Origin of the sequence: Nocardioides panaciterrulae, from assembly GCF_013409645.1 — a bacterium.
Taxonomy (GTDB): domain Bacteria; phylum Actinomycetota; class Actinomycetes; order Propionibacteriales; family Nocardioidaceae; genus Nocardioides; species Nocardioides panaciterrulae.
In genome coordinates, this window is the sequence record NZ_JACCBG010000001.1 from 3727986 (window position 1) to 3752060 (window position 24075).

21 protein-coding genes are annotated in these 24075 nt (G+C 71.1%); 3 read left to right on the plus strand and 18 right to left on the minus strand.

Going from position 1 to position 24075, the window contains the following annotated elements:
* Positions 1-64 precede the first annotated feature (64 nt).
* The gene (locus BJZ21_RS17750; RefSeq protein WP_179664985.1) at positions 65-1093 is read right to left on the minus strand and encodes a sulfate ABC transporter substrate-binding protein; all 1029 of its coding nucleotides are present in this window, start codon (positions 1091-1093) and stop codon (positions 65-67) included.
* 203 nt (positions 1094-1296) lie between these two features.
* On the opposite strand from BJZ21_RS17750, the gene BJZ21_RS17755 reads away from it, so the two are divergent.
* From BJZ21_RS17755 to rarD, 3 genes are read left to right on the plus strand one after another with little or no spacing between them, the layout of a single operon-like run.
* The gene (locus tag BJZ21_RS17755) at positions 1297-3228 is read left to right on the plus strand and encodes a 2-oxoacid:acceptor oxidoreductase subunit alpha (protein ID WP_179665781.1); all 1932 of its coding nucleotides are present in this window, start codon (positions 1297-1299) and stop codon (positions 3226-3228) included.
* Between the two features lie 38 nt (positions 3229-3266).
* Complete coding sequence (locus BJZ21_RS17760; RefSeq protein WP_343052272.1) at positions 3267-4337, plus strand: 2-oxoacid:ferredoxin oxidoreductase subunit beta; 1071 nt, start codon at positions 3267-3269, stop codon at positions 4335-4337.
* A 31-nt stretch (positions 4338-4368) separates the two neighbouring features.
* Positions 4369-5277 carry an EamA family transporter RarD gene (rarD, locus tag BJZ21_RS17765; RefSeq protein WP_179664987.1) on the plus strand — a complete coding sequence of 303 codons (909 nt, stop codon included), beginning with the start codon at positions 4369-4371 and terminating at the stop codon, positions 5275-5277.
* A gap of 155 nt (positions 5278-5432) precedes the next feature.
* On the opposite strand, the gene BJZ21_RS17770 is transcribed toward rarD, so the two are convergent.
* The 17 genes from BJZ21_RS17770 to BJZ21_RS17850 form a co-directional block, all read right to left on the minus strand.
* Entirely contained in the window at positions 5433-6440 is a 1008-nt protein-coding gene (locus BJZ21_RS17770) for a polyprenyl synthetase family protein (protein ID WP_179664988.1), read from the minus strand.
* Positions 6440-8062 carry an NADH-quinone oxidoreductase subunit NuoN gene (gene nuoN, locus BJZ21_RS17775; protein ID WP_179664989.1) on the minus strand — a complete coding sequence of 541 codons (1623 nt, stop codon included), beginning with the start codon at positions 8060-8062 and terminating at the stop codon, positions 6440-6442. The genes BJZ21_RS17770 and nuoN overlap by 1 nt, the downstream gene beginning before the upstream one ends.
* 11 nt (positions 8063-8073) lie before the next feature.
* Positions 8074-9612 (minus strand): NADH-quinone oxidoreductase subunit M, encoded by a 1539-nt coding sequence (locus BJZ21_RS17780; protein ID WP_179664990.1) that lies wholly within the window; start codon positions 9610-9612, stop codon positions 8074-8076.
* A complete protein-coding gene (nuoL, locus tag BJZ21_RS17785; protein ID WP_179664991.1) occupies positions 9609-11537 on the minus strand; it encodes an NADH-quinone oxidoreductase subunit L in 1929 nt (642 codons plus the stop codon). Before nuoL ends, BJZ21_RS17780 begins: the two co-directional genes overlap by 4 nt.
* Positions 11538-11550: 13 nt before the next feature.
* The gene (gene nuoK, locus BJZ21_RS17790; protein WP_179664992.1) at positions 11551-11850 is read right to left on the minus strand and encodes an NADH-quinone oxidoreductase subunit NuoK; all 300 of its coding nucleotides are present in this window, start codon (positions 11848-11850) and stop codon (positions 11551-11553) included.
* The gene (locus BJZ21_RS17795; protein WP_179664993.1) at positions 11847-12656 is read right to left on the minus strand and encodes an NADH-quinone oxidoreductase subunit J; all 810 of its coding nucleotides are present in this window, start codon (positions 12654-12656) and stop codon (positions 11847-11849) included. The genes nuoK and BJZ21_RS17795 overlap by 4 nt, the downstream gene beginning before the upstream one ends.
* Positions 12653-13276, minus strand: a complete 624-nt coding sequence (gene nuoI / locus BJZ21_RS17800; RefSeq protein WP_179664994.1) for an NADH-quinone oxidoreductase subunit NuoI — start codon at positions 13274-13276, stop codon at positions 12653-12655. The genes BJZ21_RS17795 and nuoI overlap by 4 nt, the downstream gene beginning before the upstream one ends.
* Complete coding sequence (gene nuoH / locus BJZ21_RS17805) at positions 13276-14571, minus strand: NADH-quinone oxidoreductase subunit NuoH (protein WP_179664995.1); 1296 nt, start codon at positions 14569-14571, stop codon at positions 13276-13278. Before nuoH ends, nuoI begins: the two co-directional genes overlap by 1 nt.
* 32 nt (positions 14572-14603) lie before the next feature.
* Positions 14604-17084 carry an NADH-quinone oxidoreductase subunit G gene (locus BJZ21_RS17810; RefSeq protein ID WP_179664996.1) on the minus strand — a complete coding sequence of 827 codons (2481 nt, stop codon included), beginning with the start codon at positions 17082-17084 and terminating at the stop codon, positions 14604-14606.
* A 1-nt stretch (position 17085) separates the two neighbouring features.
* Positions 17086-18402, minus strand: coding sequence for an NADH-quinone oxidoreductase subunit NuoF (gene nuoF / locus BJZ21_RS17815; protein ID WP_343052204.1), 1317 nt, complete (start codon positions 18400-18402; stop codon positions 17086-17088).
* Complete coding sequence (nuoE, locus tag BJZ21_RS17820; protein ID WP_179664997.1) at positions 18399-19223, minus strand: NADH-quinone oxidoreductase subunit NuoE; 825 nt, start codon at positions 19221-19223, stop codon at positions 18399-18401. Before nuoE ends, nuoF begins: the two co-directional genes overlap by 4 nt.
* Positions 19220-20563, minus strand: a complete 1344-nt coding sequence (locus BJZ21_RS17825) for an NADH-quinone oxidoreductase subunit D (protein WP_179664998.1) — start codon at positions 20561-20563, stop codon at positions 19220-19222. The genes nuoE and BJZ21_RS17825 overlap by 4 nt, the downstream gene beginning before the upstream one ends.
* 85 nt (positions 20564-20648) lie before the next feature.
* A complete protein-coding gene (locus tag BJZ21_RS17830; RefSeq protein WP_179664999.1) occupies positions 20649-21422 on the minus strand; it encodes an NADH-quinone oxidoreductase subunit C in 774 nt (257 codons plus the stop codon).
* The gene (locus BJZ21_RS17835; protein WP_179665000.1) at positions 21419-21973 is read right to left on the minus strand and encodes a NuoB/complex I 20 kDa subunit family protein; all 555 of its coding nucleotides are present in this window, start codon (positions 21971-21973) and stop codon (positions 21419-21421) included. Before BJZ21_RS17835 ends, BJZ21_RS17830 begins: the two co-directional genes overlap by 4 nt.
* Positions 21974-22069: 96 nt before the next feature.
* Complete coding sequence (locus BJZ21_RS17840) at positions 22070-22429, minus strand: NADH-quinone oxidoreductase subunit A (protein ID WP_179665001.1); 360 nt, start codon at positions 22427-22429, stop codon at positions 22070-22072.
* A gap of 334 nt (positions 22430-22763) precedes the next feature.
* Complete coding sequence (locus BJZ21_RS17845; RefSeq protein WP_179665002.1) at positions 22764-23186, minus strand: HIT family protein; 423 nt, start codon at positions 23184-23186, stop codon at positions 22764-22766.
* 93 nt (positions 23187-23279) lie between these two features.
* Entirely contained in the window at positions 23280-23972 is a 693-nt protein-coding gene (locus tag BJZ21_RS17850) for a demethylmenaquinone methyltransferase (RefSeq protein WP_179665003.1), read from the minus strand.
* Positions 23973-24075 lie beyond the last annotated feature (103 nt).

The window sequence follows — 24075 nt, forward strand, 5'->3', positions numbered from 1 at the left end:
CGGCGCGGGTGCGCCGGTCGACCGTCCGCCACGGCGGAGGCGGTGGCAACCGGGGAGGCCATGGCTACTGGCCCACCGACGACTGGAGCTTCGTGAGGATGCCCATCGGCGCGCCGTCGGTGCCGTCGCCGAAGAACTTGTCGTTCGCCACGTCCCAGCCGCCGAAGTCCTTCTCGATGGTCAGCAGCTTGGCGGGCTCCGGGAACGGGTGGCTCGGGTCGTTGGCTCCCTCGACCGTCACGTCGCCGACGTCGGTCAGCGGCCGGTAGCCGGTCTCGGCGTACAGCTTCTGTCCCTCCTCGCTCTTCTGGAAGTCCATCCAGGCCTTGGTGGGCTTGGAAGCGTCCTTCGTGAGCGCGCAGGGGTTCTGGATCAGGATCGAGGAGTCCGGCACGACGTAGTCGAAGTCGGTGCCGCTCTGGCGGGCCAGGATCGCCTCGTTCTCGTAGGAGAGCAGGACGTCGCCGGTCCCCTGGGTGAAGGCGGTCGTGGCGTCGCGGCCGCTGTCGGGCAACGCGGCGACGTTGCCGAAGAAGGCCTTCATGTACTTCTCCGCGTCGGCCTGGCTGCCGCCGTCGGCGATGACAGAGCCGTACGCCGCGAGCAGGTTCCACTTCGCGGAGCCCGACGAGGCGGGGTTCGGCGTGACGATGCCGACGCCCGGCTTGGTGAGGTCCGACCAGCTGGCGATGTGCTTCGGGTTGCCCGGCTTGACGACCATGACGACGATCGACTGCGAGCACATGCCGTCGGTGGCGTTGTCCTTCCAGTCCTTGGCCACGATGCCGGCGTCCACGAGCCGGGTGACGTCCGGCTCGAGCGACAGGTGCACCTCGTCGGCGTCCTGCCCGGCCGCCACCGCGCGGCTCTGGTCGCCGGACGCGCCGTACGACTCCTTGAACGCGACGCCCTTGCCGGGGTCGGTCTGGCCGAAGGCCTTGATGAGCTCGGCATTGGCCTGCTCGAGCACGGAGTAGCCGACCACGTTGACCGTGGAGGCCGAGTCCGCGCTCGAGGAGCCGGAGCAACCCGTCAGGGCGAGCAGTCCGGCGGCCGCCCCCGTGGCTGCGGCGATCGTGATCGTCCTCTTCATCGCTCTCTCTCTTTCCGTCCGGGGCCGTCGTCGAGCGCGGCCCAAGTAGCTAATGTCTATCATCCTAGGTGACTTTACCAACTAAGTGCACTTTTCCGCGTGTCACGGATCACGGGTCCAGTGAGGGAGACGGGTCGGAAGCGCGCAGCGGCCCGACTATCGTGGGAAGCCGGTCAGCTCAGCAGCGAGGGAAGTGGCGCGTGGTGTCCAAGCAGGTCAAGCAGCTCGACCGGGTGATCATCCGGTTCGCGGGCGACTCCGGCGACGGCATGCAGCTGACGGGCGACCGCTTCACCCAGGAGTCGGCCGCCTTCGGCAACGACCTGCAGACGCTGCCCAACTTCCCCGCCGAGATCCGCGCTCCCCAGGGCACGCTTCCGGGCGTCTCGTCGTTCCAGGTGCACTTCGCCGACCACGACATCCTCACCCCCGGCGACGCCCCCGACGTGCTGGTCGCGATGAACCCGGCGGCGCTGCGGGCCAACCTCGACGACCTGCCCAAGGGCGCGACGATCATCGTCGACACCCACGACTTCACCGGCCGCAACCTCACCAAGGCCGGCTACGCCGAGAACCCGCTCGAGAACGACTCGCTGGCCGACTACGCCCTGCACCCCGTAGACCTCACCGGCCTGACCGTGGCCGCGGTCAAGGAGTTCGGGCTGTCCCGCAAGGACGCCGCCCGGGCCAAGAACATGTTCGCGCTCGGGCTGCTGTCGTGGATGTACGGCCGCCCGGTCGAGTCGACCATCAGCTTCCTCGAGCGCCGCTTCGCCAAGGTCGCCGACATCCGCGACGCGAACATCACCGCGTTCAAGTCCGGCTGGAACTTCGGCGAGACCACCGAGGCGTTCGCGGTCTCCTACGAGATCAAGCCGGCCCCGATGCCGGCCGGCACCTACCGCAACATCACCGGCAACCTCGCGCTGGCCTACGGCCTCGTGGCCGCGGGCGTCCGGTCGGGACTGCCGGTCTTCCTGGGCTCCTACCCGATCACGCCGGCCTCCGACATCCTCCACGAGCTGAGCAAGCACAAGGCCTTCGGCGTCACCACGTTCCAGGCCGAGGACGAGATCGCCGGCGTCGGCGCCGCGATCGGCGCCTCCTTCGCGGGCAGCCTCGGGGTCACCACGACCTCCGGCCCCGGCATCGCCTTGAAGTCCGAGGCGATCGGCCTGGCCGTGATGACCGAGCTGCCGCTGCTCGTCGTCGACGTCCAGCGCGGCGGCCCGTCGACCGGCCTGCCGACCAAGACCGAGCAGGCCGACCTGCTGCAGGCGATGTTCGGCCGCAACGGCGAGGCGCCGGTGCCGATCGTCGCGCCCCAGTCCCCCGGCGACTGCTTCGACGCCGCCCTAGAGGCGGCGCGGATCGCGGTCACCTACCGCACCCCGGTGATGCTGCTGTCCGACGGCTACCTCGCCAACGGCTCCGAGCCCTGGCGGATCCCCGAGGTGGACGAGCTGCCCACCATCGACCCGGCGTTCGCCACCGGCCCGAACCACGAGTCGGTCGGCAAGGACGGCTCGACCACGGAGGACTTCTGGCCGTACCTCCGCGACCAGGACACGCTGGCCCGGCCCTGGGCGGTGCCGGGCACCCCCGGCCTCGAGCACCGGATCGGTGGGCTCGAGAAGGGCGACGGCCACGGCAACATCTCCTACGACCCGGCCAACCACGACCTGATGGTCCGCACCCGCCAGGCCAAGGTCGACCGGATCGCGGAGTCGCTGCCGCCGACCGAGGTCGACGACCCCAGCGGCCGCGCGAAGGTGCTGGTGCTGGGTTGGGGCTCGACGTACGGTCCGATCGGCGCCGGCGTACGCAGGGTCCGCAAGGCCGGCTACGACGTCGCCCAGGTCCACCTGCGCCACCTCAACCCGTTCCCCAAGGACCTCGGCGAGATCCTGGCGCGCTACGACAAGGTGCTCGTGCCCGAGATGAACCTCGGGCAGCTCGCGCTGCTGCTGCGCGCGAAGTACCTCGTCAACGCCATCGGCTACAACCACGTCCGCGGGCTGCCGCTCAAGGCCGCCGAGCTGGCCGAGGCGATCGGCGAGCTGGTCGCCCGGGCCGAGGGCGTCGACGTCAACCTGGTCGCCTCGGCGACCGACTCCGCGGAGGTAGGACAGTGAGCACCCCGACCACCGGCACCGAGCTCCCCTTCCCGGCGGTGCGGACCGGCACCGAGCTGGTCCCGACCAGCGACGAGACCCAGACCGGCAAGGACTACACCAGCGACCAGGAGGTGCGCTGGTGCCCCGGGTGCGGTGACTACGCCGTGCTGAAGGCCGTGCAGGGGTTCCTGCCCGACCTCGGGCTGCGCCGCGAGAACATCGTGTTCGTCTCCGGCATCGGCTGCTCCTCCCGGTTCCCGTACTACCTCGACACCTACGGCATGCACTCGATCCACGGGCGGGCGCCGACGATCGCGACCGGCATCGCCACCGCGCGCGAGGACCTGTCGGTGTGGGTGGTCACCGGGGACGGCGACGCGCTCTCGATCGGCGGCAACCACCTGATCCACGCGCTGCGCCGCAACGTGAACATGACGATCCTGCTGTTCAACAACCGGATCTACGGGCTGACCAAGGGCCAGTACTCCCCCACCTCCGAGGCCGGCAAGATCACCAAGTCCACCCCGATGGGCTCGGTGGACCACCCGTTCAACCCGGTCTCGCTGGCGCTGGGCGCCGAGGGCTCGTTCGTGGCCCGCACCATCGACTCCGACCGCAAGCACCTCACCTCGGTACTCTCGGCCGCGGCCGCCCACCGCGGCACGTCGTTCGTGGAGATCTACCAGAACTGCCCGATCTTCAACGACGGCGCGTTCGACGCGCTCAAGGGCCCCGACACCAAGGCCGACGCGATCATCCCGCTCGTCCACGGCGAGCCGATCCGCTTCGGCGCTCCGGACGAGTCCGGGAAGGGTGCCCGGGGCCTGGCCCGCGACCCGAGGACCGGCGGGGTCGAGGTGGTCGACGTGTCCGAGGTGGGCGAGGACGCGCTGCTGGTCCACGACGCGCACAACCCGGACCCGTCGACCGCGTTCTCGATCTCGCGGCTGACCGATGCGGGCTACCTCAACCAGTCGCCGATCGGCATCTTCCGCCAGGTCGAGCGCCCGTCGTACGACGACCAGGCGCGCGCGCAGGTGCGGACCGCACGCGACGCGGTGCAGGGCGACGCGACCTCGCGGCTCGCGGCGCTCATCTCGGGCGGCGATACCTGGACCGTCGTCTGAGCGGAGCCGCTGTCCGGATATCCTGATCCGCATGGGGGACGCGCGCCGGGGACTGCTGCTGGGAGTCGCGGCCTACACGATGTGGGGCGCCTTCCCGCTCTACTGGCCGCTGCTGGAGCCCGCCGGCGCGTTCGAGATCCTCGCCCACCGGATGCTGTGGTCGCTGGTGACCATGGGCGTGCTCGTGGTCGCGCTGCGGCGCCGGGATCGGGTCCGTGCCCTGGTGACCGACCGCCGTCGGCTGGGCCTCCTCACCCTCGCCGCGGTGGTGGTGTCGGTGAACTGGGGCACCTACATCTGGGGGGTCAACCACGGCCGGGTCGTCGAGACCTCGCTGGGCTACTTCATCAACCCCCTCGTCACCGTGCTGATGGGCGTGCTGATCCTGCGCGAGCGGTTGCGGCCGCTGCAGTGGCTGGCGATGGCCGTCGCCGGCGCCGCGGTGGGCGTGCTCAGCGTCGACTACGGCCGACTGCCCTGGATCGCGCTGATCCTGGCGTTCTCCTTCGGCAGCTACGGGCTGGCGAAGAAGTTCGCCAACGCCCCGGCCGTCGAGAGCCTGGCGGTCGAGACCACGGTGATCGCCCCGTTCGCCGCGCTCTACATCGCCTGGCTGGCTGCCCACGGGCAGTCGAACTTCGGCAACCACGGGGTCGGGCACGCGCTGCTGTTCCTCACCACCGGCGTCGTCACCGCCGTGCCGCTCATCTGCTTCGGCGGGGCGGCGATCCGGGTGCCGATGGTGACCCTCGGCCTGCTGCAGTACCTCGCGCCGATCTTCCAGTTCGCACTCGGCGTGCTCTGGTTCCACGAGGACATGCCCGCCGGCCGCTGGTTCGGCTTCGGGCTGGTCTGGATCGCCTTGGCGCTGTTCACCGTCGAGGCGGTCACCCACCGCCGCCGCCAGCTCCGCCTCGCTGTCGAGGCCAGCGCCGTCTGACCCGTTGAGTTGGGCCCCGCACCGCGTTCAGTGGGGCCGAGTCCCGGCGGGGGGCCCAACTCACACCGGCGGGAGGCCCAACTCAACGGGTGGGGGGCCCAACTCACACCGGCGGGGGGCCCAACTCACACCGGCGGGGGGCCCAACTCAACGGGTCAGGTGGAGCGGATCGCGACGATGTCGGCGAAGGCCTCGAGGGCGTCCCGGACGGGGCCGGCGGGCAGGGCGGTGAGCAGCGCCTTGGCCTCCTGGGCGCGGGCCACGACGTAGGCGCGGGCCTCGTCCATCGCGGGGTGCTTGCGCAGCAGGCCGAGGGCCTCGGCGTGCCGGGCGTCGTCGCTGAGGTCGGCGGCGAGCAGCTCGAGCAGCCGGGCGTCGGCCGGGTCGGTGGAGGCCCGGGCCATCAGCACCGGCAGCGTCGGCACGCCCTCGCGGAGGTCGGTGCCGGGCGTCTTGCCGGACTCGCCGGACTCCGAGGCGATGTCGAGGATGTCGTCGGAGAGCTGGAAGGCGCAGCCCACGATCTCGCCGTACGACGTCAGCGCCTCCTCGACCTCCCGGGTGGCGCCGCCGAACCGGGCGCCGTAGCGGGCGGAGGTCGCGATCAGCGACCCGGTCTTGCCGGCGACCACCTCGAGGTAGTGCGCGAGCGGGTCCTCGCCCGGCCCCGGCTGCACGGTCTCGAGGATCTGGCCCTCGACGAGCCGGGTGAAGGTCCGCGCCTGGATCCGGACCGCGTCCGCGCCGAGCTCGGCGGTGAGCTCGGAGGACTTCGAGAACAGGAAGTCGCCGGTGAGGATCGCGACGTGGTTGTCCCACCGGGCGTTCGCCGAGACCGCGCCGCGGCGCAGCTCGGCCTCGTCCATGACGTCGTCGTGGTAGAGCGAGGCGAGGTGGGTCAGCTCCACGACACAGGCGGCGGTGACGACCTCCTCGGAGTCCGGGTGCTCCCCCGCCTCCGCGGCCAGCAGCACCAGCAGCGGCCGGAACCGCTTGCCGCCCGCGGTCATCAGGTGGCTCGCGGCCGTGGTCACGAAGCCGGCGCGGCTGCGGACGTGCCCCTCGAGGGCGTCCTCGATCACGGTCATGCGCTCGCGCAGCCGGGTCGCCAGCGCCTCGTCCGTCACAGGCAGCGCGAGTCCGGCCGCGGCAGATCCAGTCATCACCTGACGAATTGTCCCGCATGCGCGGCCAGGTCGAGAACCGGGCCGGGCACGATGCCCAGGACGAGCGTCGCCAGCGCGCCGACCGCGATCGTGCCGCTGGTCAGCAGCGAGGGCCTGGCCACCGCCGCAACCTCGCCGGCCGGACCGGAGGTGTCACCGTCGACGAAGAACATCAGCACGATCACGCGGACGTAGAAGAACACCGCCACGATGCTGCACAGCACCGCCGCGATCACCACCGGCCAGGCGCCCGCGGCCAGGGCCACGGTGAAGACCGCCCACTTGCCGATGAAGCCGGCGGTCAGCGGGATGCCGGCCATCGAGAGCAGGAAGAACGCGAACAGCGCGCCCAGCAGCGGCGACCGCCGACCGAGACCGGTCCAGCGGGCGAACGACGTGGCCTCGCCGCCGGAGTCCCGCACCAGCGTGACCACCGCGAACGCGCCGACCATCGCGAAGCCGTAGGTGGCCAGGTAGAACATCACCGCCTGCAGCGAGGTGATCTGGCCGGGCGCGAGGTCGGTGACGCTCTGCACGCCGAGGACGCCGGTGAGCAGGAAGCCGGTGTGGGCGACCGAGGAGTAGGCGAGCATCCGCTTCATGTCGGTCTGCACGACCGCGAGCACCGCGCCCACGACCATGGTCAGGATCGCGATGATCCACAGCATCGGCTGCCAGGACCAGCGCTCGGAGCCGAACGCGACGTAGAACAGCCGGAGCATCGCGCCGAAAGCCGCGATCTTGGTGCAGGCCGCCATGAACGCGGTGACCGCGGTCGGGGCGCCCTGGTAGACGTCGGGGGTCCAGGCCTGGAACGGCGCGGCGCCCACCTTGAACAGGACGCCCACGGACAGCATGCCGAGGCCGATCAGCAGCAGGCCCCTGTTCGCGACGTCGTTGCGGACCGCCTCGTTGATCACGCCGAGGTTCATCGAGCCGGCGAAGCCGTAGACCAGCGCGACGCCGTAGAGGAAGAAGCCGGAGGAGAACGCGCCGAGCAGGAAGTACTTCATCGCCGCCTCCTGGCTGAGCAGGCGCCGGCGCCGGGCCAGCCCGCAGAGCAGGTAGAGCGGCAGCGAGAGCACCTCGAGCGCGACGAACATCGTCAGCAGGTCGCCGGCGGCCGGGAACAGCATCATGCCGCCGAGGGCGAACATCAGCAGCGGGTAGACCTCGGTGTGGTCCAGGCCGCGCGCCGACGCCTCCCGCTCGGCGTCCGAGCCCGGCAGCGTGGCGGCCTGGCCGGCGAACGAGGACAGCCCGCCCTCGAGCCGCTTCTCGGCGAACAGCAGCACGCCGCCGATCGCGAAGACGAGGAGCAGGCCCCAGAAGAACACGGTGGGCCCGTCCATCACGATGGTGCCCTGGGCGGCGATCAGGCCGCGGGCGACGCCGCCGCCGAGGGAGTGCAGGTGGGCCCCGACCAGGCAGGTGCCGACCAGGGCGACGACCAGGCCGGCCAGCGTGAGCACGACCTGGACCGCGTAGCGGCGCTCGCGAGGCAGGAACGCCTCCACGAGCACGCCGACGCACGCCACCCCGAAGACCACGAGGATCGGCCACAGCTGGGCGTACTCCAGGTGCGGCTTGGCGAAGCCCGTCCCGGTCACGAGAGCCATCACGGATGCGTTCACTGCGGGCCTTCCTGCGCCTTCTCTCCCGCCGCCGGTACGACGGGGGCCTGGTCGCTCACGCCCGCGTGCTGCAGCAGCGTGGTGACCGTGGGGTTGCTGACGTCGAGCAGCGGCATCGGGTAGAAGCCGAAGAGCACCAGGGCCAGCACCAGCGGCGCGACCGAGCCGATCTCGCGGCGGTTCAGGTCGGGGGTCTCCTCGACCCCCGGCACCCCGGGCCCGGTCATCGTGCGCTGATACATCCACAGCACGTAGATCGCGGCCAGCACGATGCCGGTGACGGCCACCGCGCCGACCCACCAGTGGTAGTCGAACGCCGAGATCAGCACCAGGATCTCGGAGACGAACTGGCTCAGCCCCGGCAGGCCGAGGGTCGCGAGACCGGCCACGAGGAACAGCCCGGCCAGCACCGGTGCGGACTTCTCGACGCCGACGATCCGGCGGATCGAGGCGGTGCCGCGCCGGCGGATCAGGTAGCCCGCCAGCAGGAACAGCGCGGCGGTGGCGATGCCGTGGTTGACCATGTAGAGGATCGAGCCGGAGGCGCCCTGGGTGGTGAACACGAAGATGCCCAGGGTGATGAAGCCGAAGTGGCTCAGCGAGGTGAGCCCGATCAGCCGCAGCAGGTCGTCCTGGCCGATGGCCAGCAGCGCGCCGTAGACGATCGAGATCAGCGCCAGCGTCACCACCACCGGGGTCGCCCACTGCGAGGCGTTCGGGAAGATGCCCAGGCAGTAGCGCAGCATCCCGAAGGTGCCGATCTTGTCGAGCACGCAGACCAGCAGCACGCTGGTGCCGGGGGTCGCGCGCTGCGTGGTGTCGGCCAGCCAGGTGTGCAGCGGGAACAGCGGCGCCTTGACGGCGAACGCGATGAAGAACCCGGCGAACAGCCAGCGCTCGGCGCCGGTGCCCATGTCCAGGCTGCTCAGGTCCGAGAGCAGGTAGGACGGCTTCCCGGCCTGCGCGGAGACGACGTAGAGGCCCAGCACCGAGGCGAGCATCACCAGGCCGCCGCCGAGCTGGTACATCAGGAACTTCAGCGCGGCCATCGCCCGGCCCTCGCGGCCGAACCCGCCGATGAGGAAGTACGCCGGGATCAGCGTGGCCTCGAAGAACACGTAGAACAAGAACACGTCGGTCGCGGAGAAGACCATCAGCGAGAACGACTCCAGCGCCAGCGCCCAGCCGAAGAACGCCGCGGGGTTGCGGTCGTCGGCGTCGTGCCACGAGGCGACCACCACGATCGGCGTCAGCACGGCGGTGAGCAGGATCAGCAGCAGGCCCAGGCCGTCGACACCGAGCGCGTAGTGCACCCCCAGCGCGGGGATCCACGCGTGCTGCTCGGTCAGCTGCATGCCGCCGCCGGTGTCGTACTGCGCGGCGATCACGATCGCGACCACCAGCGTCAGCAGCGAGACGCCCAGCGCCAGCTGCTTGGACAGCACCGGCCCCCGGGTCCGCGGGAGGAAGGCCACCAGCAGGGCGCCGACGAACGGCACCGCCACCAGCACGGTGAGCCACGGGAAGGAGGTCATGCGAGGTTCACCGCCAGGAGGGCCAGGACGACGATCAGCACGCCGCCGAGCAGGGACAGGGCGTAGGAGCGGACGAAGCCGTTCTGGACACGGCGCGCCTGGCCGGCGACCACGCCGATGGCGACCGGTCCCCCGGTGAGGGTGCCGTCGACGCCGTAGTGGTCGAAGGAGAGCAGCCCGGCGACGGTACGGCGGCCGGGCTCGACCACGAGCCCGTCGTTGATCGCGTCGCCGTAGAGGTCGTTGCGCGCGGCCCGGGTGACCCAGGAGACCCGCTGCGGCGCGATCCGGGGCACGTCTCTCTTGCCGACGAGGAACCAGGCCAGCGCGACCCCGACCGCCACCACGACCACCGCGATCGTCGTGACCGCCAGGGCCGGCAGCGGCGGCGCGTGCTCGACCGCGGTGCCGACGACCGGTGCGAGGAAGTCCTGGATCCAGTTGCCGATCAGCATCACGCCGCCGAGCGCCGACAGGGCCGCGAGCACGATCAGCGGGATCGTCATCACCTTCGGCGACTCGTGGGGGTGCACGTCGCGCTCCCACCGCTCCTCGGTGAAGAACGTCAGCAGCATCAGCCGGGTCATGTAGAAGCCGGTGATGCCGGCCCCGAGCAGCGCGAGCACGCCGACCAGCCAGTTCTGGGCCAGCGCGGTCTCGATGATCTTGTCCTTGGACCAGAAGCCTGAGAACCCCGGGAACCCGATGATCGCGAGGTAGCCCATCGCGAAGGTCAGGAACGTGACCGGCATGGCCTTGCGCAGCGCGCCGTAGTGGCGCATGTCGACGTCGTCGTCCATGCCGTGCATGACCGAGCCGGCGCCGAGGAACATGTTGGCCTTGAAGAACCCGTGGACCAGCAGGTGGAAGATCGCGAACGCGTAGCCGGCCGGGCCGAGGCCGGCGCCCAGCATCATGTAGCCGATCTGGCTCATCGTGGAGCCGGCCAGCACCTTCTTGATGTCGTCCTTGGCGCAGCCGATGATCGCTCCCCACAGCAGCGTGACCACCGCGACGACGACGACCGCGGTGCGCGCGTCGGGAGCGAGCGAGAAGACGAAGTTGGAGCGGACGACGAGGTAGACGCCCGCGGTCACCATGGTCGCCGCGTGGATCAGCGCGGACACCGGGGTCGGGCCCTCCATCGCGTCGAGCAGCCAGGCCTGCAGCGGCACCTGGGCGGACTTGCCGCAGGCGCCGAGCAGCAGCAGCAGGCCGAGCGCGGTCAGGGTGCCGGTCGAGGCCTGGTCGCTGTGCGCGCTGATCACGGTGAAGCTGGTGGAGCCGAAGGTCACGAAGAACAGCGCGATCGCCAGGGAGAGCCCCATGTCCCCCACCCGGTTGATCACGAAGGCCTTCTTGGCCGCGGCCGCCGCGGACGGCTTGTGCTGCCAGAAGCCGATGAGCAGGTACGACGCGAGGCCGACGCCCTCCCAGCCCAGGAACAGCCCCAGGTAGTTCTCCGAGAGCACCAGCATGAGCATGGCCGCGACGAAGAGGTTGAGGTAGCCGAAGAAGCGCCGGCGCCGGGGGTCGTGCTCCATGTAGCCGATCGAGTAGACGTGGATCAGCGAGCCGACGCCGGTGATCAGCAGCAGGAACAGCGCCGAGAGCGGGTCGTAGAGCAGATCCATCCGCGCGTCGAAGTGCCCGACCTGGATCCAGTCGTAGACGTGCTGGCTCACCGAGCGGTCGCCGGCGTCGCGGCCGAGCAGGCTCAGGAACATCACCAGGCTGATCACGAACGAGCCGATCGGCAGCAGCGTGGCCAGCAGGTGGCCCCAGCGGTCGGTGGCGCGGCCACCGAGCAGCAGCACCGCCGCCCCGAGCGCGGGGAGGGCGATCACCAGCCACATCAGGGTGAAGGCGCCGGTCGCGGACGCGGGGGCGACCACCGGGACGTGGACCGCCTCGAGTGCATACATCAGGGCGGGCTCCTTAGTACTTCAGCAGGCTCGCGTCGTCGACCGAGGCCGAGCGACGGGTCCGGAAGATGGTCATGATGATCGCGAGCCCGACCACCACCTCGGCGGCGGCCACGACCATGACGAAGAACGCCGCGACCTGGCCGTCGAGGTTGCCGTGCTGGCGGGAGAAGGCCACCAGCGCGAGGTTCGAGGCGTTGAGCATCAGCTCCACGCACATGAACACCACGATCGCGTTGCGGCGGGTCAGCACGCCCACGCTGCCGATCGTGAACAGGATGGCCGAGAGGACGACGTACGGCGTGACGCTCATGCGGGGGACTCCTCCTCCGTGGTCGCGGGGCTCGAGGCGTCGCGGCCGGCGTGCGGCGCGTCGCCGACCTGCTGCTGCAGCGCGCGCACGTCGTCGGCCAGCGCGGGCGCCGAGCGGACCGTGCCCCGGGCGGCCAGCACCCGGGAGACCGACGCCTCGGCGGCGGTGCCGTCCGGCAGCAGGGCCGGGGTGTCGACCGCGTTGTGCCGGGCGTAGACGCCCGGTGGCGGCAGTGGGCCGAGATGGGTGCCCTTCTCGGCGTAGTCGCGCATCCGCTGCGCGGCCAGGGACGCCTGGGTCGGCTTGGGCGTGAGCCGCTCCCGGTGGGCGAGCACCATCGCGCCGATCGCCGCGGTGATCAGCAGCGCGCTGGTGACCTCGAAGGCGAAGACGTAGCGGGAGAACAGGATCTGGGCGAGGGACTGGATGTTGCCGCCGGAGTTGGCCCGGTCGAGGCCGACGCCGGTGCCGAGCGAGATCTGGCCGAGGCCGATCACCAGCACCAGCCCGAGCAGCAGTCCACCCGCGATCGCGAGCACGCGCTGGCCGCGGATCGTCTCGACCACCGAGTCGGAGGCGTCCACGCCGACCAGCATCAGCACGAACAGGAACAGCATCAAGATCGCGCCGGTGTAGACGATGATCTGCACCGCGAACAGGAACGGCGCGTCGAGCACCGCGTAGAGCACCGCGAGGCTGATCATCACCACCGCCAGCAGCAGCGCGGCGTGCACGGCCTTGCGGACGAACAAGATGCCCAGGGCGGCGATCGTCATGATCGGCGCCAGGACCCAGAAGGCGGTCATGCGTGCGTCTCCTCGGTGGGCGCCTCTCGAGACGCCTCGTCCCTCGGCTCCTCGGCAACCACCGGCGCGGCGTAGGCGCCGCGGTAGTAGTCACCCTCGTCGGACCCCAGCCGCATCGGGTGCGGCGGCTGCTCCATCCCCGGCAGCAGCGGCGCCAGCAGGTCGGACTTCTCGTAGATCAGGTCCGCGCGGTTGTCGTCGGCCAGCTCGTACTCGTTGGTCATCGTCAGCGCGCGGGTCGGGCAGGCCTCGATGCACAGGCCGCACAGGATGCAGCGCAGGTAGTTGATCTGGTAGACGCGGCCGTACCGCTCCCCGGGGCTGAAGCGCTCGCCCTCCGGCAGGTCCGAGTTGGACGCGCCCTCGACGTAGATCGCGTCGGCGGGGCAGGCCCAGGCGCACAGCTCGCACCCGATGCACTTCTCGAGGCCGTCGGGCCAGCGGTTGAGCTGGTGCCGCCCGTGGAAGCGCGGGGCGGTCGGCATCTTCTCGAACGGGTACTGCTCGGTCACGACCTTGCGGAACATGGTCCGGAAGGTGACGCCGAAGCCCGCGACCGGGTCCCACAGCTGTTCCTTGAGGGTCCGGGCACCGGACTGGTTCTGGTCGGACGGGGCCATCAGATCTCCTCACCGGTGGCGGCGACGGTCGGTCCCGCCGGGAACGACAGCGGACGGGCCGCACCTCGCACCGCACCACCGGCGGGCATCGGCGGCACGGGGAACCCGCCGACCTGGCCGGAGGCCTCGCCGGGGCTCGGTGCGGCCTCCGGCTCGGTCTCCTCGCCGCCGACGAAGAACAGCACGAGGAAGAGCACCGCGAGGATGCCGATGCCGATCAGCAGCCAGCGCCGGTCGATGCCGCCGTCGAGGGTGACCGATCGGATCGTGGCCACCGCGACGATCCAGAGCAGCGAGACCGGGATCAGCCGCTTCCAGCCGAACGCCATGAACTGGTCGTAGCGCAGCCGGGGCAGGGTGCCGCGCAGCCAGATGAACAGGAAGATGAAGAACAGCACCTTGCCGAAGAACCAGATCAGCGGGACCCAGCCCTCGTTCGCTCCGTGCCAGAAGTGGCCGATCCCGAACGGCGCCGCCCAGCCGCCGAGGAAAAGCGTCGTGGCCAGCGCCGAGACCGTCGCCATGTTGATGTACTCGGCGAGGAAGAACAGCGCGAACTTCAGCGAGGAGTACTCGGTGTGGAAGCCGCCGACCAGCTCGCCCTCCGCCTCGGGCAGGTCGAACGGCGCGCGGTTGGTCTCCCCCACCATCGAGATCAGGTAGATGATGAACGACGGGGCGAGGATCAGGCCGTACCAGAACTTGTCCTGGGCCGCCACGATCTCCGAGGTCGAGATCGACTTGGCGTAGAGGAACACCGCGACCAGCGCGAGGCCCATCGCGACCTCGTAGGAGATCATCTGGGCGCTCGAGCGCAGCCCGCCGAGCAGCGAGTACGTCGAGCCGCTGGACCAGCCGCCCAGCACGATGCCGTAGATGCCGATCGAGGCGATCGCCATCACGAACAGCACCGCGACCGGCATGTCGGTCAGCTGCAGCGGCGTCCGGTGGCCGAAGAAGTCCACCTCCGGGCCGAACGGGATCACGCTGAACGTGACGAACGCAGGGACCGCGGCCAGGACCGGGGCCAGGAGGAAGACCACCTTGTCCGCCGCCGTCGGGATGATGTCCTCCTTCAGCGCCAGCTTGACGCCGTCGGCCAGGGACTGCAGCAGGCCGAAGGGACCGTGCACGTTGGGGCCGATGCGGTGCTGCATCCGGGCCACGACGCGGCGCTCCAACCAGATGTTGAACAGCGTGAGCAGCACCAGGACCAGGAAGATCGCGACGACCTTGATGATGATGATCCACCAGGGGTCGTGGCCGAAGTCAGCCGTCGTGGGGTAGTCGACCATGGGGACGATCCCCGCAACCGAGGCCAGGTGCATCACTGCGCCGCTCCCTTCAGCGTGACGGTGGATCCGGGCGAGGCGAGGCCGGCCAGCACCCCGGCGCCCGCCGAGTTGGCCGGCATCCACACGACGCCGTCGACCATGTCCTCGGCGACCTCCAGCGGCAAGGTGACCGAGCCGCGGTCGCCGGTCAGGGTGACGCCGTCGGCGACGGCCGCACCGAGGCCGGCGTACGTCCCCGGGCTGACCCGCGCGACGGCGGGTCGTGCCGTGGCCAGGAACGCCTTGTCACCGACCAGCATCGAGCCGTTGTCGATCATCAGCTTCCAGGTGGCCAGCCGCAGCCCGTCGCCGGACGGCGATACGGGCGGGGCCGCGGCAGGCGCGGTCTCCGGCGGCGCGACCCGCTCACCGTCCCAGGGGCCGAGCTCGTGCATCTGGGCGCGCGCCTCGGCGACGGTGCGGAAGCCCAGCGGGCGGCCCAGCTCCTCGGCGATCCCGGCCAGCGCCCGCAGGTCGGGCAGCGAGCGCGGGTCCTCGAGGACGGCGGCGAACTCGCGCGGGCGGCCCTCCCAGGTCACGAAGGTGCCGGCCTTGTCGGTGACCGGGGCGACCGGGAAGACCACGTCGGCGGCGCGGGTCACCTCGGTCTCGCGCAGCTCGAGGGCGACCACGAACGAGGCGGCCTCGAGCGCGGCCCGGGTCGCGGCCGGGTCGCTGGTGTCGTCGGGGTCGACGCCGCCGACGACCAGGCCACCCAGCTCGCCGGCGACCAGCGCCGCGACGATCGCGTCCGCGTCGCGTCCGGGCGTCTCGGGCAGGCCGTCGACGCCCCACGTGGTGGCGACGTCGACGCGCGCCGCGGGGTCGGCGACCGGGCGGCCGCCGGGCAGCAGGGTCGGCAGGCAGCCGGCCTCGAGCGCACCGCGGTCGCCCGCGCGGCGCGGCACCCAGGCCAGCCGCGCGCCGGTGGTGCGGGCCAGCCGGGCGGCCGCGGTCAGGGCACCCGGCGAGGTCGCGAGCCGCTCCCCGACCAGGACCACGCCGGTGGCGTCCAGGCCGAAGTCGGCGTGCGAGACCATCGCGTCGAGCGCGGCCGCCTCCTCCCCCGGGGCGGTGGCGACCAGCTGGCCGTTCATCTTGTGCAGCCCCCGGGTGGCGTACGGCGCGATCGCGACCACGCGGGTGCGGTGGTCCAGCGCGGCCTTGCGCAGCCGCAGGAAGATCGTGCCGGCCTCGTCCTCGGGCTCGAGGCCCGCCAGCACCACGGTCGAGGCGGCCTCGAGGTCGGCGTACGTCACGCCGCCGTCGCCGGGCCCGCGCAGCACCACCTCGGCGGCGAGGAAGTCGGTCTCCTCCTGCGAGAGCGGGCGGGACCGGAAGTCGATGTCGTTGGTGCCGAGCGCGACCCGGGCGAACTTGCTGTAGGCGTAGGCGTCCTCGGCGGTCACCCGGCCCCCGGTGAGCACCGCGACCCCGCCGGTGGTTCCCGAGGAGCCGAGGGACGAGGCGTCTCGAAGGGCCGCGCGCAGCCCGCGGGCGGCGACCGCGAAGGCCTCCGGCCACGACGCGGGACGCAGCTCGCCCCGGCCTCCGTCCGGCAGCGTCTCCCGCACCTGGGGGTAGGCCAGCCGGTCCGGCATCGTCGCGTAGGTGAAGGCGAACCGGTCCTTGTCGGTGAGCCACTCCTCGTTGACCTCGGGGTCGTTCCCCGCCAGGCGGCGCATCACCTTGCCGCGGCGGTGGTCGACCCGGATCGCCGCGCCGCAGGCGTCGTGCTCGGCCACCGAGGGCGTGGAGACCAGGTCGAAGGGCCGCGAGCGGAAGCGGTACTCGGCGCTGGTCAGCGCCCCCACCGGGCAGATCTGGATGGTGTTGCCCGAGAAGTAGGACTCGAACGGCTCCTTCTCGTAGATCCCGACCTGCTGCAGCGCACCGCGCTCGATGAGCGTGATGAACGGGTCGCCGGCGATCTGCTCGGAGAACCGGGTGCAGCGGGCGCAGAGCACGCAGCGCTCCCGGTCCAGCAGCACGTTGGCGGAGATGTTGATCGGCTTGGGATAGGTCCGCTTGACCCCGCCGTGGGCGGAGAAGCGCGATTCCGCGCGCCCGTTGGTCATCGCCTGGTTCTGCAGCGGGCACTCGCCGCCCTTGTCGCAGACCGGGCAGTCCAGCGGGTGGTTGACCAGCAGGAACTCCATGATCCCCTGCTGGGCCTTGTCCGCGACCGGGCTGGTGGCCTGGGTGTTGACGACCATGCCCTCGGCGACCGTGATGGTGCACGAGGCCTGCGGCTTGGGGAAGCCGCGGCCGTTGCCGGCGTCGGGGATGTCGACCAGGCACTGGCGGCAGGCGCCGACGGGCGCGAGCAGGGGGTGGTCGCAGAACCTCGGGATCTGCACGCCGACCTGCTCCGCCGCGCGGATCACCAGGGTGTCCTTCGGAACGCTGACCTCGACGCCGTCGATGGTGAGCGTCACGAGGTCGACGTCGGTCCTCTCCGGGGTGGTCGTCATCTCAGCGGGCTCCCACGGGTGCGAACACGGTGGAGGCGGCCGGGTCGAAGGGACAGCCGCCGTGGGTGAGGTGCGCGACGTACTCGTCGCGGAAGTACTTGATGGAGCTGGTGATCGGGCTGACCGCGCCGTCGGCGAGCGCGCAGAACGAGCGGCCGAGGATGTTGTCGCACTGGTCGAGCAGCAGCTCGAGGTCGTCCTCGCTGCCCTGGCCCCGCTCGAGAGCCGCGAGCACCTGCACCAGCCACCAGGTGCCCTCGCGGCACGGCGTGCACTTGCCGCAGGACTCGTGCTTGTAGAACTCCGTCCAGCGCAGCACCGCCCGCACGACGCAGGTGCTGTCGTCGAAGATCTGCAGCGCGCGGGTGCCGAGCATCGAGCCGGCCGCCCCCACCCCCTCGAAGTCGAGCGGCACGTCGAGGTGCTCGGCGGTCAGCATCGGCGTGCTCGAGCCGCCCGGCGTCCAGAACTTCAGCTCGTGGCCCTCGCGGATGCCACCGGCGAGGTCGATCAGCTCGCGCAGCGTGATGCCGAGCGGCGCTTCGTACTGGCCGGGCCTCGCGACGTGCCCCGAGAGCGAGAAGATGCCGAAGCCCTTGGACTTCTCGGTGCCCATCGAGGAGAACCAGTCGGCGCCGTTGGCGATGATGCTCGGCACCGAGGCGATCGACTCGACGTTGTTGATCACCGTCGGGCTGGCGTACAGCCCGGCCACCGCCGGGAACGGCGGCCGCAGCCGGGGCTGGCCGCGGCGGCCCTCCAGCGAGTCGAGCAGCGCGGTCTCCTCGCCACAGATGTAGGCGCCGGCGCCGGCGTGCACCACCAGCTCGAGGTCGTAGCCCGAGCCGTGGATGTTCGTGCCGAGGTGGCCGGCCAGGTAGGCCTCCTGGACGGCGCGCTGGAGGCGGCGTACGACGTGCAGCACCTCGCCGCGCACGTAGATGAACGCCCGGTTGGCGCGGATCGCGTAGGAGCTGATGATCACGCCCTCGACCAGCGTGTGCGGGCTGGCCATCATCAGCGGGACGTCCTTGCAGGTGCCCGGCTCGGACTCGTCGGCGTTGACGACGAGGTACTTCGGCCGCGGGTTGTCCTGCGGGATGAAGCCCCACTTCATGCCGGTCGGGAAGCCGGCGCCGCCGCGACCGCGCAGCCCGGACTCCTTGACCTCCTCGATGACCGCGGCCGGGTCCATGCCGAGGGCCTTGTCGAGGGCGCGGTAGCCGCCGCGGGCCTCGTAGGCCTCGAGGGTCCAGCTGCGCTCCTCGTCCCAGTTGTCGGTGAGGACCGGCGTCAGGGTCGCCACTTCGTTGCTCACTGGGCCTCCTGCCCCTTCTCGGGGTTGTCGACGTGCTTGGTGTCGGCCGGCGACTCGTCGACCTTCACCTCGCTCTCGGCCCGGGAGGTGTCGGCCTCCTCGGTGGCACCGGCGCGGTCCCCCGCACCGAGCTGCTGCGCCGAGCCGCCGCCGGCGTCGGGAGCGGTCCAGCCGCGCTCGCGCGCGATGCCCAGCCCGACCAGGGAGGCGGGCCCGGCCGCGGGTCCCTCGTCGGCGCGGTCGTCGGGGAAGCCCGCGAGCACCCGCTCGGCCTCGCGCCAGGTGCACAGCCGGGCCCCGCGGGTCGAGCTGACCTCGGCGCCGGCCCGCAGGTCGTCGACCAGCCGGGTGGCCGACTCGGGGGTCATGTTGTCCATGAACTCCCAGTTGACCGTCATCACCGGGGCGTAGTCGCAGGCGGCGTTGCACTCGATGTGCTCGAGGCTGATCCGGCCGTCGGCGGTGGTCTCGTCGTTGCCGATGTCGAGGTGGTCCTTGAGCCGCTCGAAGATCGCGTCGCCCCCCATCACCGCGCACAGCGTGTTCGTGCAGACCCCGACGTGGTAGTCGCCGACCGGGCGACGCTTGTACATCGTGTAGAACGTCGCCACGCCGCTGACCTCGGCGGCGGTCAGGCCGAGCAGTGCGGCGCACGCCTCGATGCCCTCGGGCGTGACCCGGCCCTGCACGGACTGCACGAGGTGCAGCATCGGCAGCAGGCCGGAGCGGGCCTCGGGGTAGCGCGCGGCGATCTGCCGCAGCTCGTCGTACGTGGCGTCGCTGAGCGCGCCGCCGGTCGAGCCTGTCGAGACCTCGGTCATCGGTCGACACCTCCCATGACGGGGTCGATGCTGGCGATCGCGACGATGACGTCCGCGACCATGCCGCCCTCGCTCATCACGCTCGTCGCCTGCAGGTTCGTGAACGACGGGTCCCGGAAGTGGGCCCGGAACGGCCGGGTGCCGCCGTCGGAGACGACGTGCGCCCCGAGCTCGCCGCGCGGCGACTCGATCGGCACGTAGGCCTGCCCGGCCGGGACGCGGAAGCCCTCGGTCACGAGCTTGAAGTGGTGGATCAGCGCCTCCATCGACTCGCCCATGATGTGGCGGATGTGGTCGAGGCTGTTGCCCATGCCGTCGCCGCCGACGGCGAGCTGGCTGGGCCAGGCGATCTTCTTGTCGGCGACCATGACCGGTGCGCCCTCGAGCCGGGCGAGCCGGTCGGCCGCCTGCTCGACGATCTTCAGCGACTCCCACATCTCGGCGAGCCGGATCCGGAAGCGGCCGTAGGCGTCGCAGGTGTCCCAGGTCTGGACGTCGAAGTCGTAGGTCTCGTAGCCGCTGTAGGGCTGGGTCTTGCGCAGGTCCCAGGGGTAGCCGGCGCTGCGCAGCACCGGGCCGCTCAGCCCGAGCGCCAGGCAGCCGGCCAGGTCGAGGTGGCCGACGCCGTCCAGGCGGGCCTTGAAGATCGGGTTGGCGTTGCAGAGCGCGGCGTACTCCGGCAGGCGCTTCTTCATCAGGGCGATGAAGTCGCGGATCTCGTCGAGCGCGCCGGGCGGCAGGTCCTGGGCGACGCCGCCGGGGCGGATGAACGCGTGGTTCATCCGCAGGCCGGTGATCAGCTCGAACAGGTCGAGCACGAGCTCGCGCTCGCGGAAGCCGATCGTCATCACCGTCAGCGCGCCGATCTCCATGCCGCCGGTGGCGATGCAGACCAGGTGCGAGGAGATGCGGTTGAGCTCCATGAGCAGGACCCGCATCACCTGGGCCTTCTCGGGGATGTCCTCCTCGATGTCGAGCAGCCGCTCGACGCCGAGCACGTAGGTCATCTCGTTGTAGAACGGGCTGAGGTAGTCCATCCGGGTGCAGAACGTGACGCCCTGCGTCCAGGAGCGGTACTCCATGCTCTTCTCGATGCCGGTGTGCAGGTAGCCGATGCCGCAGCGGGCCTCGGTGACCGTCTCGCCCTCCAGCTCGAGGATCAGGCGGAGCACACCGTGCGTCGACGGGTGCTGCGGACCCATGTTGACGACCACGCGCTCCTCGGCCTCGCCGCTGTCGGCGAGGCCCGCCACGATCTGGTCCCAGTCCTGGCCGGTGACCGTGAAGACGCGACCCTCGGTGGTCTCGCCGGTGCCGGCATACATGTCGTCGGTGGTCATGAGACATCACTCCGAGGAGCGGGGGAGGCCGCAAGGTCGTGGGCTGAGGCGTTGCGGAGGAGGAGAAGAACGTCGTGGGATGGCATCAGTTGTAGCTCCTCCGCTGGTCGGGCGGCGGGATGCTCCCGCCCTTGTACTCCACGGGGATGCCGCCCAGCGGGTAGTCCCTGCGCTGGGGGTGGCCCGGCCAGTCGTCGGGCATGAGGATGCGGGTCAGGGCCGGGTGCCCGTCGAAGACGATCCCGAACATGTCGAACGTCTCGCGCTCGTGCCAGTCGTTGGTCGGGTAGACCGCGACGATCGACGGGACGTGCGGGTCGGCGTCCGGGGCGGTGACCTCGAGCCGGATCCGGCGGTTGTGGGTCATCGAGAGCAGGTGGTAGACCGCGTGCAGCTCGCGGCCGCGGTCCTCGGGGTAGTGCACGCCGCTGACGCCCGAGCAGAACTCGAAGCGCAGCCGCTCGTCGTCGCGGAGCAGCCGGGCCACCGCAAGGAGGTCCTCGCGGCGCACGTGGAAGGTGATCTCGCCGCGGTGGATCACGACCGACTCGACCGCGTGCTCGAGGCCACCGCCCCGCAGGCCCTCCTCGAGGGCGTCGGCCACCTCGTCGTGCCAGCCGCCGAACGGCCGCTGCGCCGGGGTGGGGTAGACGATCGGTGCGACCAGGCCGCCGTACCCGCTGGTGTCGCCGGTGCCGCGGACCCCGAACATGCCGCGGCGCTCGCCGACCGCGTGCACCTGCCCGACGGGGGCGGGGACGTTCTCGTCGCCCAGCTCGGGGGCGCGCTGCTCGACGGCCCTGTCCTTCTCGGCGGCCTTCTCGACGCCCTTCTCGACGCCCTTGTCCTCGGGGCTCATCGCAGCAGGCCCTTCATGTCGGAGGTGGGCAGCGCCCGCAGCGCGTCGTTCTCCTGCTGCTCGACCTCGTGCCGGCGGTTGCTGCCGAGCTTCGCGTGCTGGACCTGGTCGTGGAGCTTGAGGATCGCGTCGATGAGCATCTCCGGGCGCGGCGGGCAGCCGGGGAGGTACATGTCGACGGGGACGACGTGGTCGACCCCCTGGACGATCGCGTAATTGTTGAACATGCCGCCGCTGCTGGCGCACACGCCCATCGCCAGCACCCACTTCGGGTCGGGCATCTGGTCGTAGATCTGGCGCAGCACCGGGGCCATCTTCTGGCTCACCCGGCCGGCGACGATCATCAGGTCGGCCTGGCGCGGGCTGGCGCGGAAGACCTCCATGCCGAACCGCGCGAGGTCGTACTTCGGGCCGCCGGACGTCATCATCTCGATGGCGCAGCAGGCCAGGCCGAACGTGGCCGGCCAGAACGACGCCTTGCGCATGTAGCCGGCGACGCCCTCGACCGTGGTCAGCAGCACCCCGCTGGGGAGCTTTTCTTCAAGACCCATCTCAGATACCTCCCTGAGGGTCACGAGGCGCGTGCGATGCCAAGGCGGAGGAGGGCGACCGACGAGGACGAAGGCAGCGTGCGGGCATCGTGGGCCTCAGTCCCATTCGAGGCCGCCGCGGCGCCATACGTAGGCGTAGGCGACGAAGACGGTGGCGATGAACAGGACCATCTCGACCAGCCCGAAGAACCGCATCGAGTCGAAGTAGACCGCCCACGGGTAGAGGAAGACGATCTCGATGTCGAAGACGATGAACAGCATCGCGGTGATGTAGTACTTCACCGGGAACCGGCCGCCGCCGACCGGCTGCGGGGTGGGCTCGATGCCGCACTCGTAGGAGTCCAGCTTGGCCCGGTTGCGGCGCTTCGGCCCGATGAACGCGCTCATCGCCACCGAGCCGACGGCGAACAACGCCGCGAGCAGGGCCAGCGCCAGCACTGGCGTGTAGAGGTCCATGCCCCGTCCTTCCTGTCCGCACCCGCCCGGATAGCCACCGGATTGTGGCTTTGTGAACTGAATCACTAAGTGGCGTGCAACACATACTGCCACTCCCGGGACCCGCTCGCACGCGGGGGTGCCCCCGTGTCGGGAACCGGTGTGGCGGCGAGCCCGTCCTCAGGCGCTGGCGCGAGGAAAACCCAGCGCTGGTTGGGATTCCGGGTCGTCGGGTCGAGACCGCGGGTGCGCCGAGTCGGCGCTGGTTGGCGGCCGGTGGTCGCGGTCCGGGCCGGCCCCTGAGGCTCGGAGGGGGACACCTCGCCGAGTCGGCGCAGCTCGACTCCCGACCGGGTCAGCCGGGGTCCCCGAGGGCGTCCCGCACCAGGCCGGCGACCCGGTCCAGCTCCTCCCGGGACGGGCTCGCGAAGTCGGCACGGACGCCGAAGCCGTCACCGGTACGCCGGGGCAGCACGTGCAGGTGGGCGTGGAAGACCTCCTGCCCCGCGACCTCGCCGTCGGCCAGGAAGAGGTTCACCCCCTCGGGCTCCAAGGGGCTGTTGCGCAGGCCGGCGGCCAGGCGCTGGGCGACCTGGAACATCCGCGCGCCATCCTGTGGCTCCAGCGCGGCCAGGTCCGCGGCGTGCCGCTTCGGGACGACGAGCAGGTGGCCGGTCGTGGCCGGACGGATGTCGGCGAACGCCAGCACCCGGTCATCGTCGTACACCGTGCTGGCCGGGAGGTCACCGGCCACGATCGCGCAGAAGACGCAGTCCATGACCGACATCATGCCGAGACGGCAGTCCGCGGCACTCTCAACCGCCCGAGACGGCAGTTCAGGGCACTGACGTCGCGGCGCGCCGGCCCCGGACTACCGCGCCAGCGCCCGGTGGAGGGCCACGATGCCGCCGGAGAGGTTCTGCCACTCCGGGCCGGCCCAGCCGGCCCGGGTGAGCAGGTCGGCCAGTCCGCGCTGGTCGGGCCAGGCGCGGATCGACTCCGCGAGGTAGACGTAGGCGTCCGGGGAGGACGAGACCGCCCGGGCGATCGGCGGGAGCGCCTTCATGAGGTACTCGATGTAGACGGTGCGGAACGGCGCCCAGGTCGGGTGGCTGAACTCGCAGACGACCAGCCGGCCCCCCGGCTTCGCGACCCGGCGCATCTCCTCGAGCCCCGCGACGGGGTCGACGATGTTGCGCAGCCCGAAGGAGATCGTGACCGCGTCGAAGGTGGCGTCCGCGAACGGCAGCCGGGTGCCGTCCCCGGCGGTGAAGGGCAGGTGCGGCTTCGCCTTCTTCCCGACCTGCAGCATGCCGAGCGAGAAGTCGCAGGGCACGACCGTCGCGCCGCGATCGGCGAACGGCTGGCTGGAGGTGCCGGTGCCGGCGGCGAGGTCGAGCACGAGCTCGCCCTGCTTCGGGTCGACCGCGTCGATGACCGCGTGGCGCCAGCGGCGGTCCTGACCGAGCGAGAGCACGTCATTGGTGACGTCGTAGCGCCGGGCCACCGCATCGAACATGCGACGGACGTCGGTCGGCTGCTTGTCGAGCTCTGCACGGGCCACGCGCAGAGACTACGGGGGCGCGATCCCCGGCCCGCCATCGGCAACGAAACGGTCACGGCCGCCGCGCCGTGCAACCGAATCCCCGGCTGAGGCGTCTCTCCGG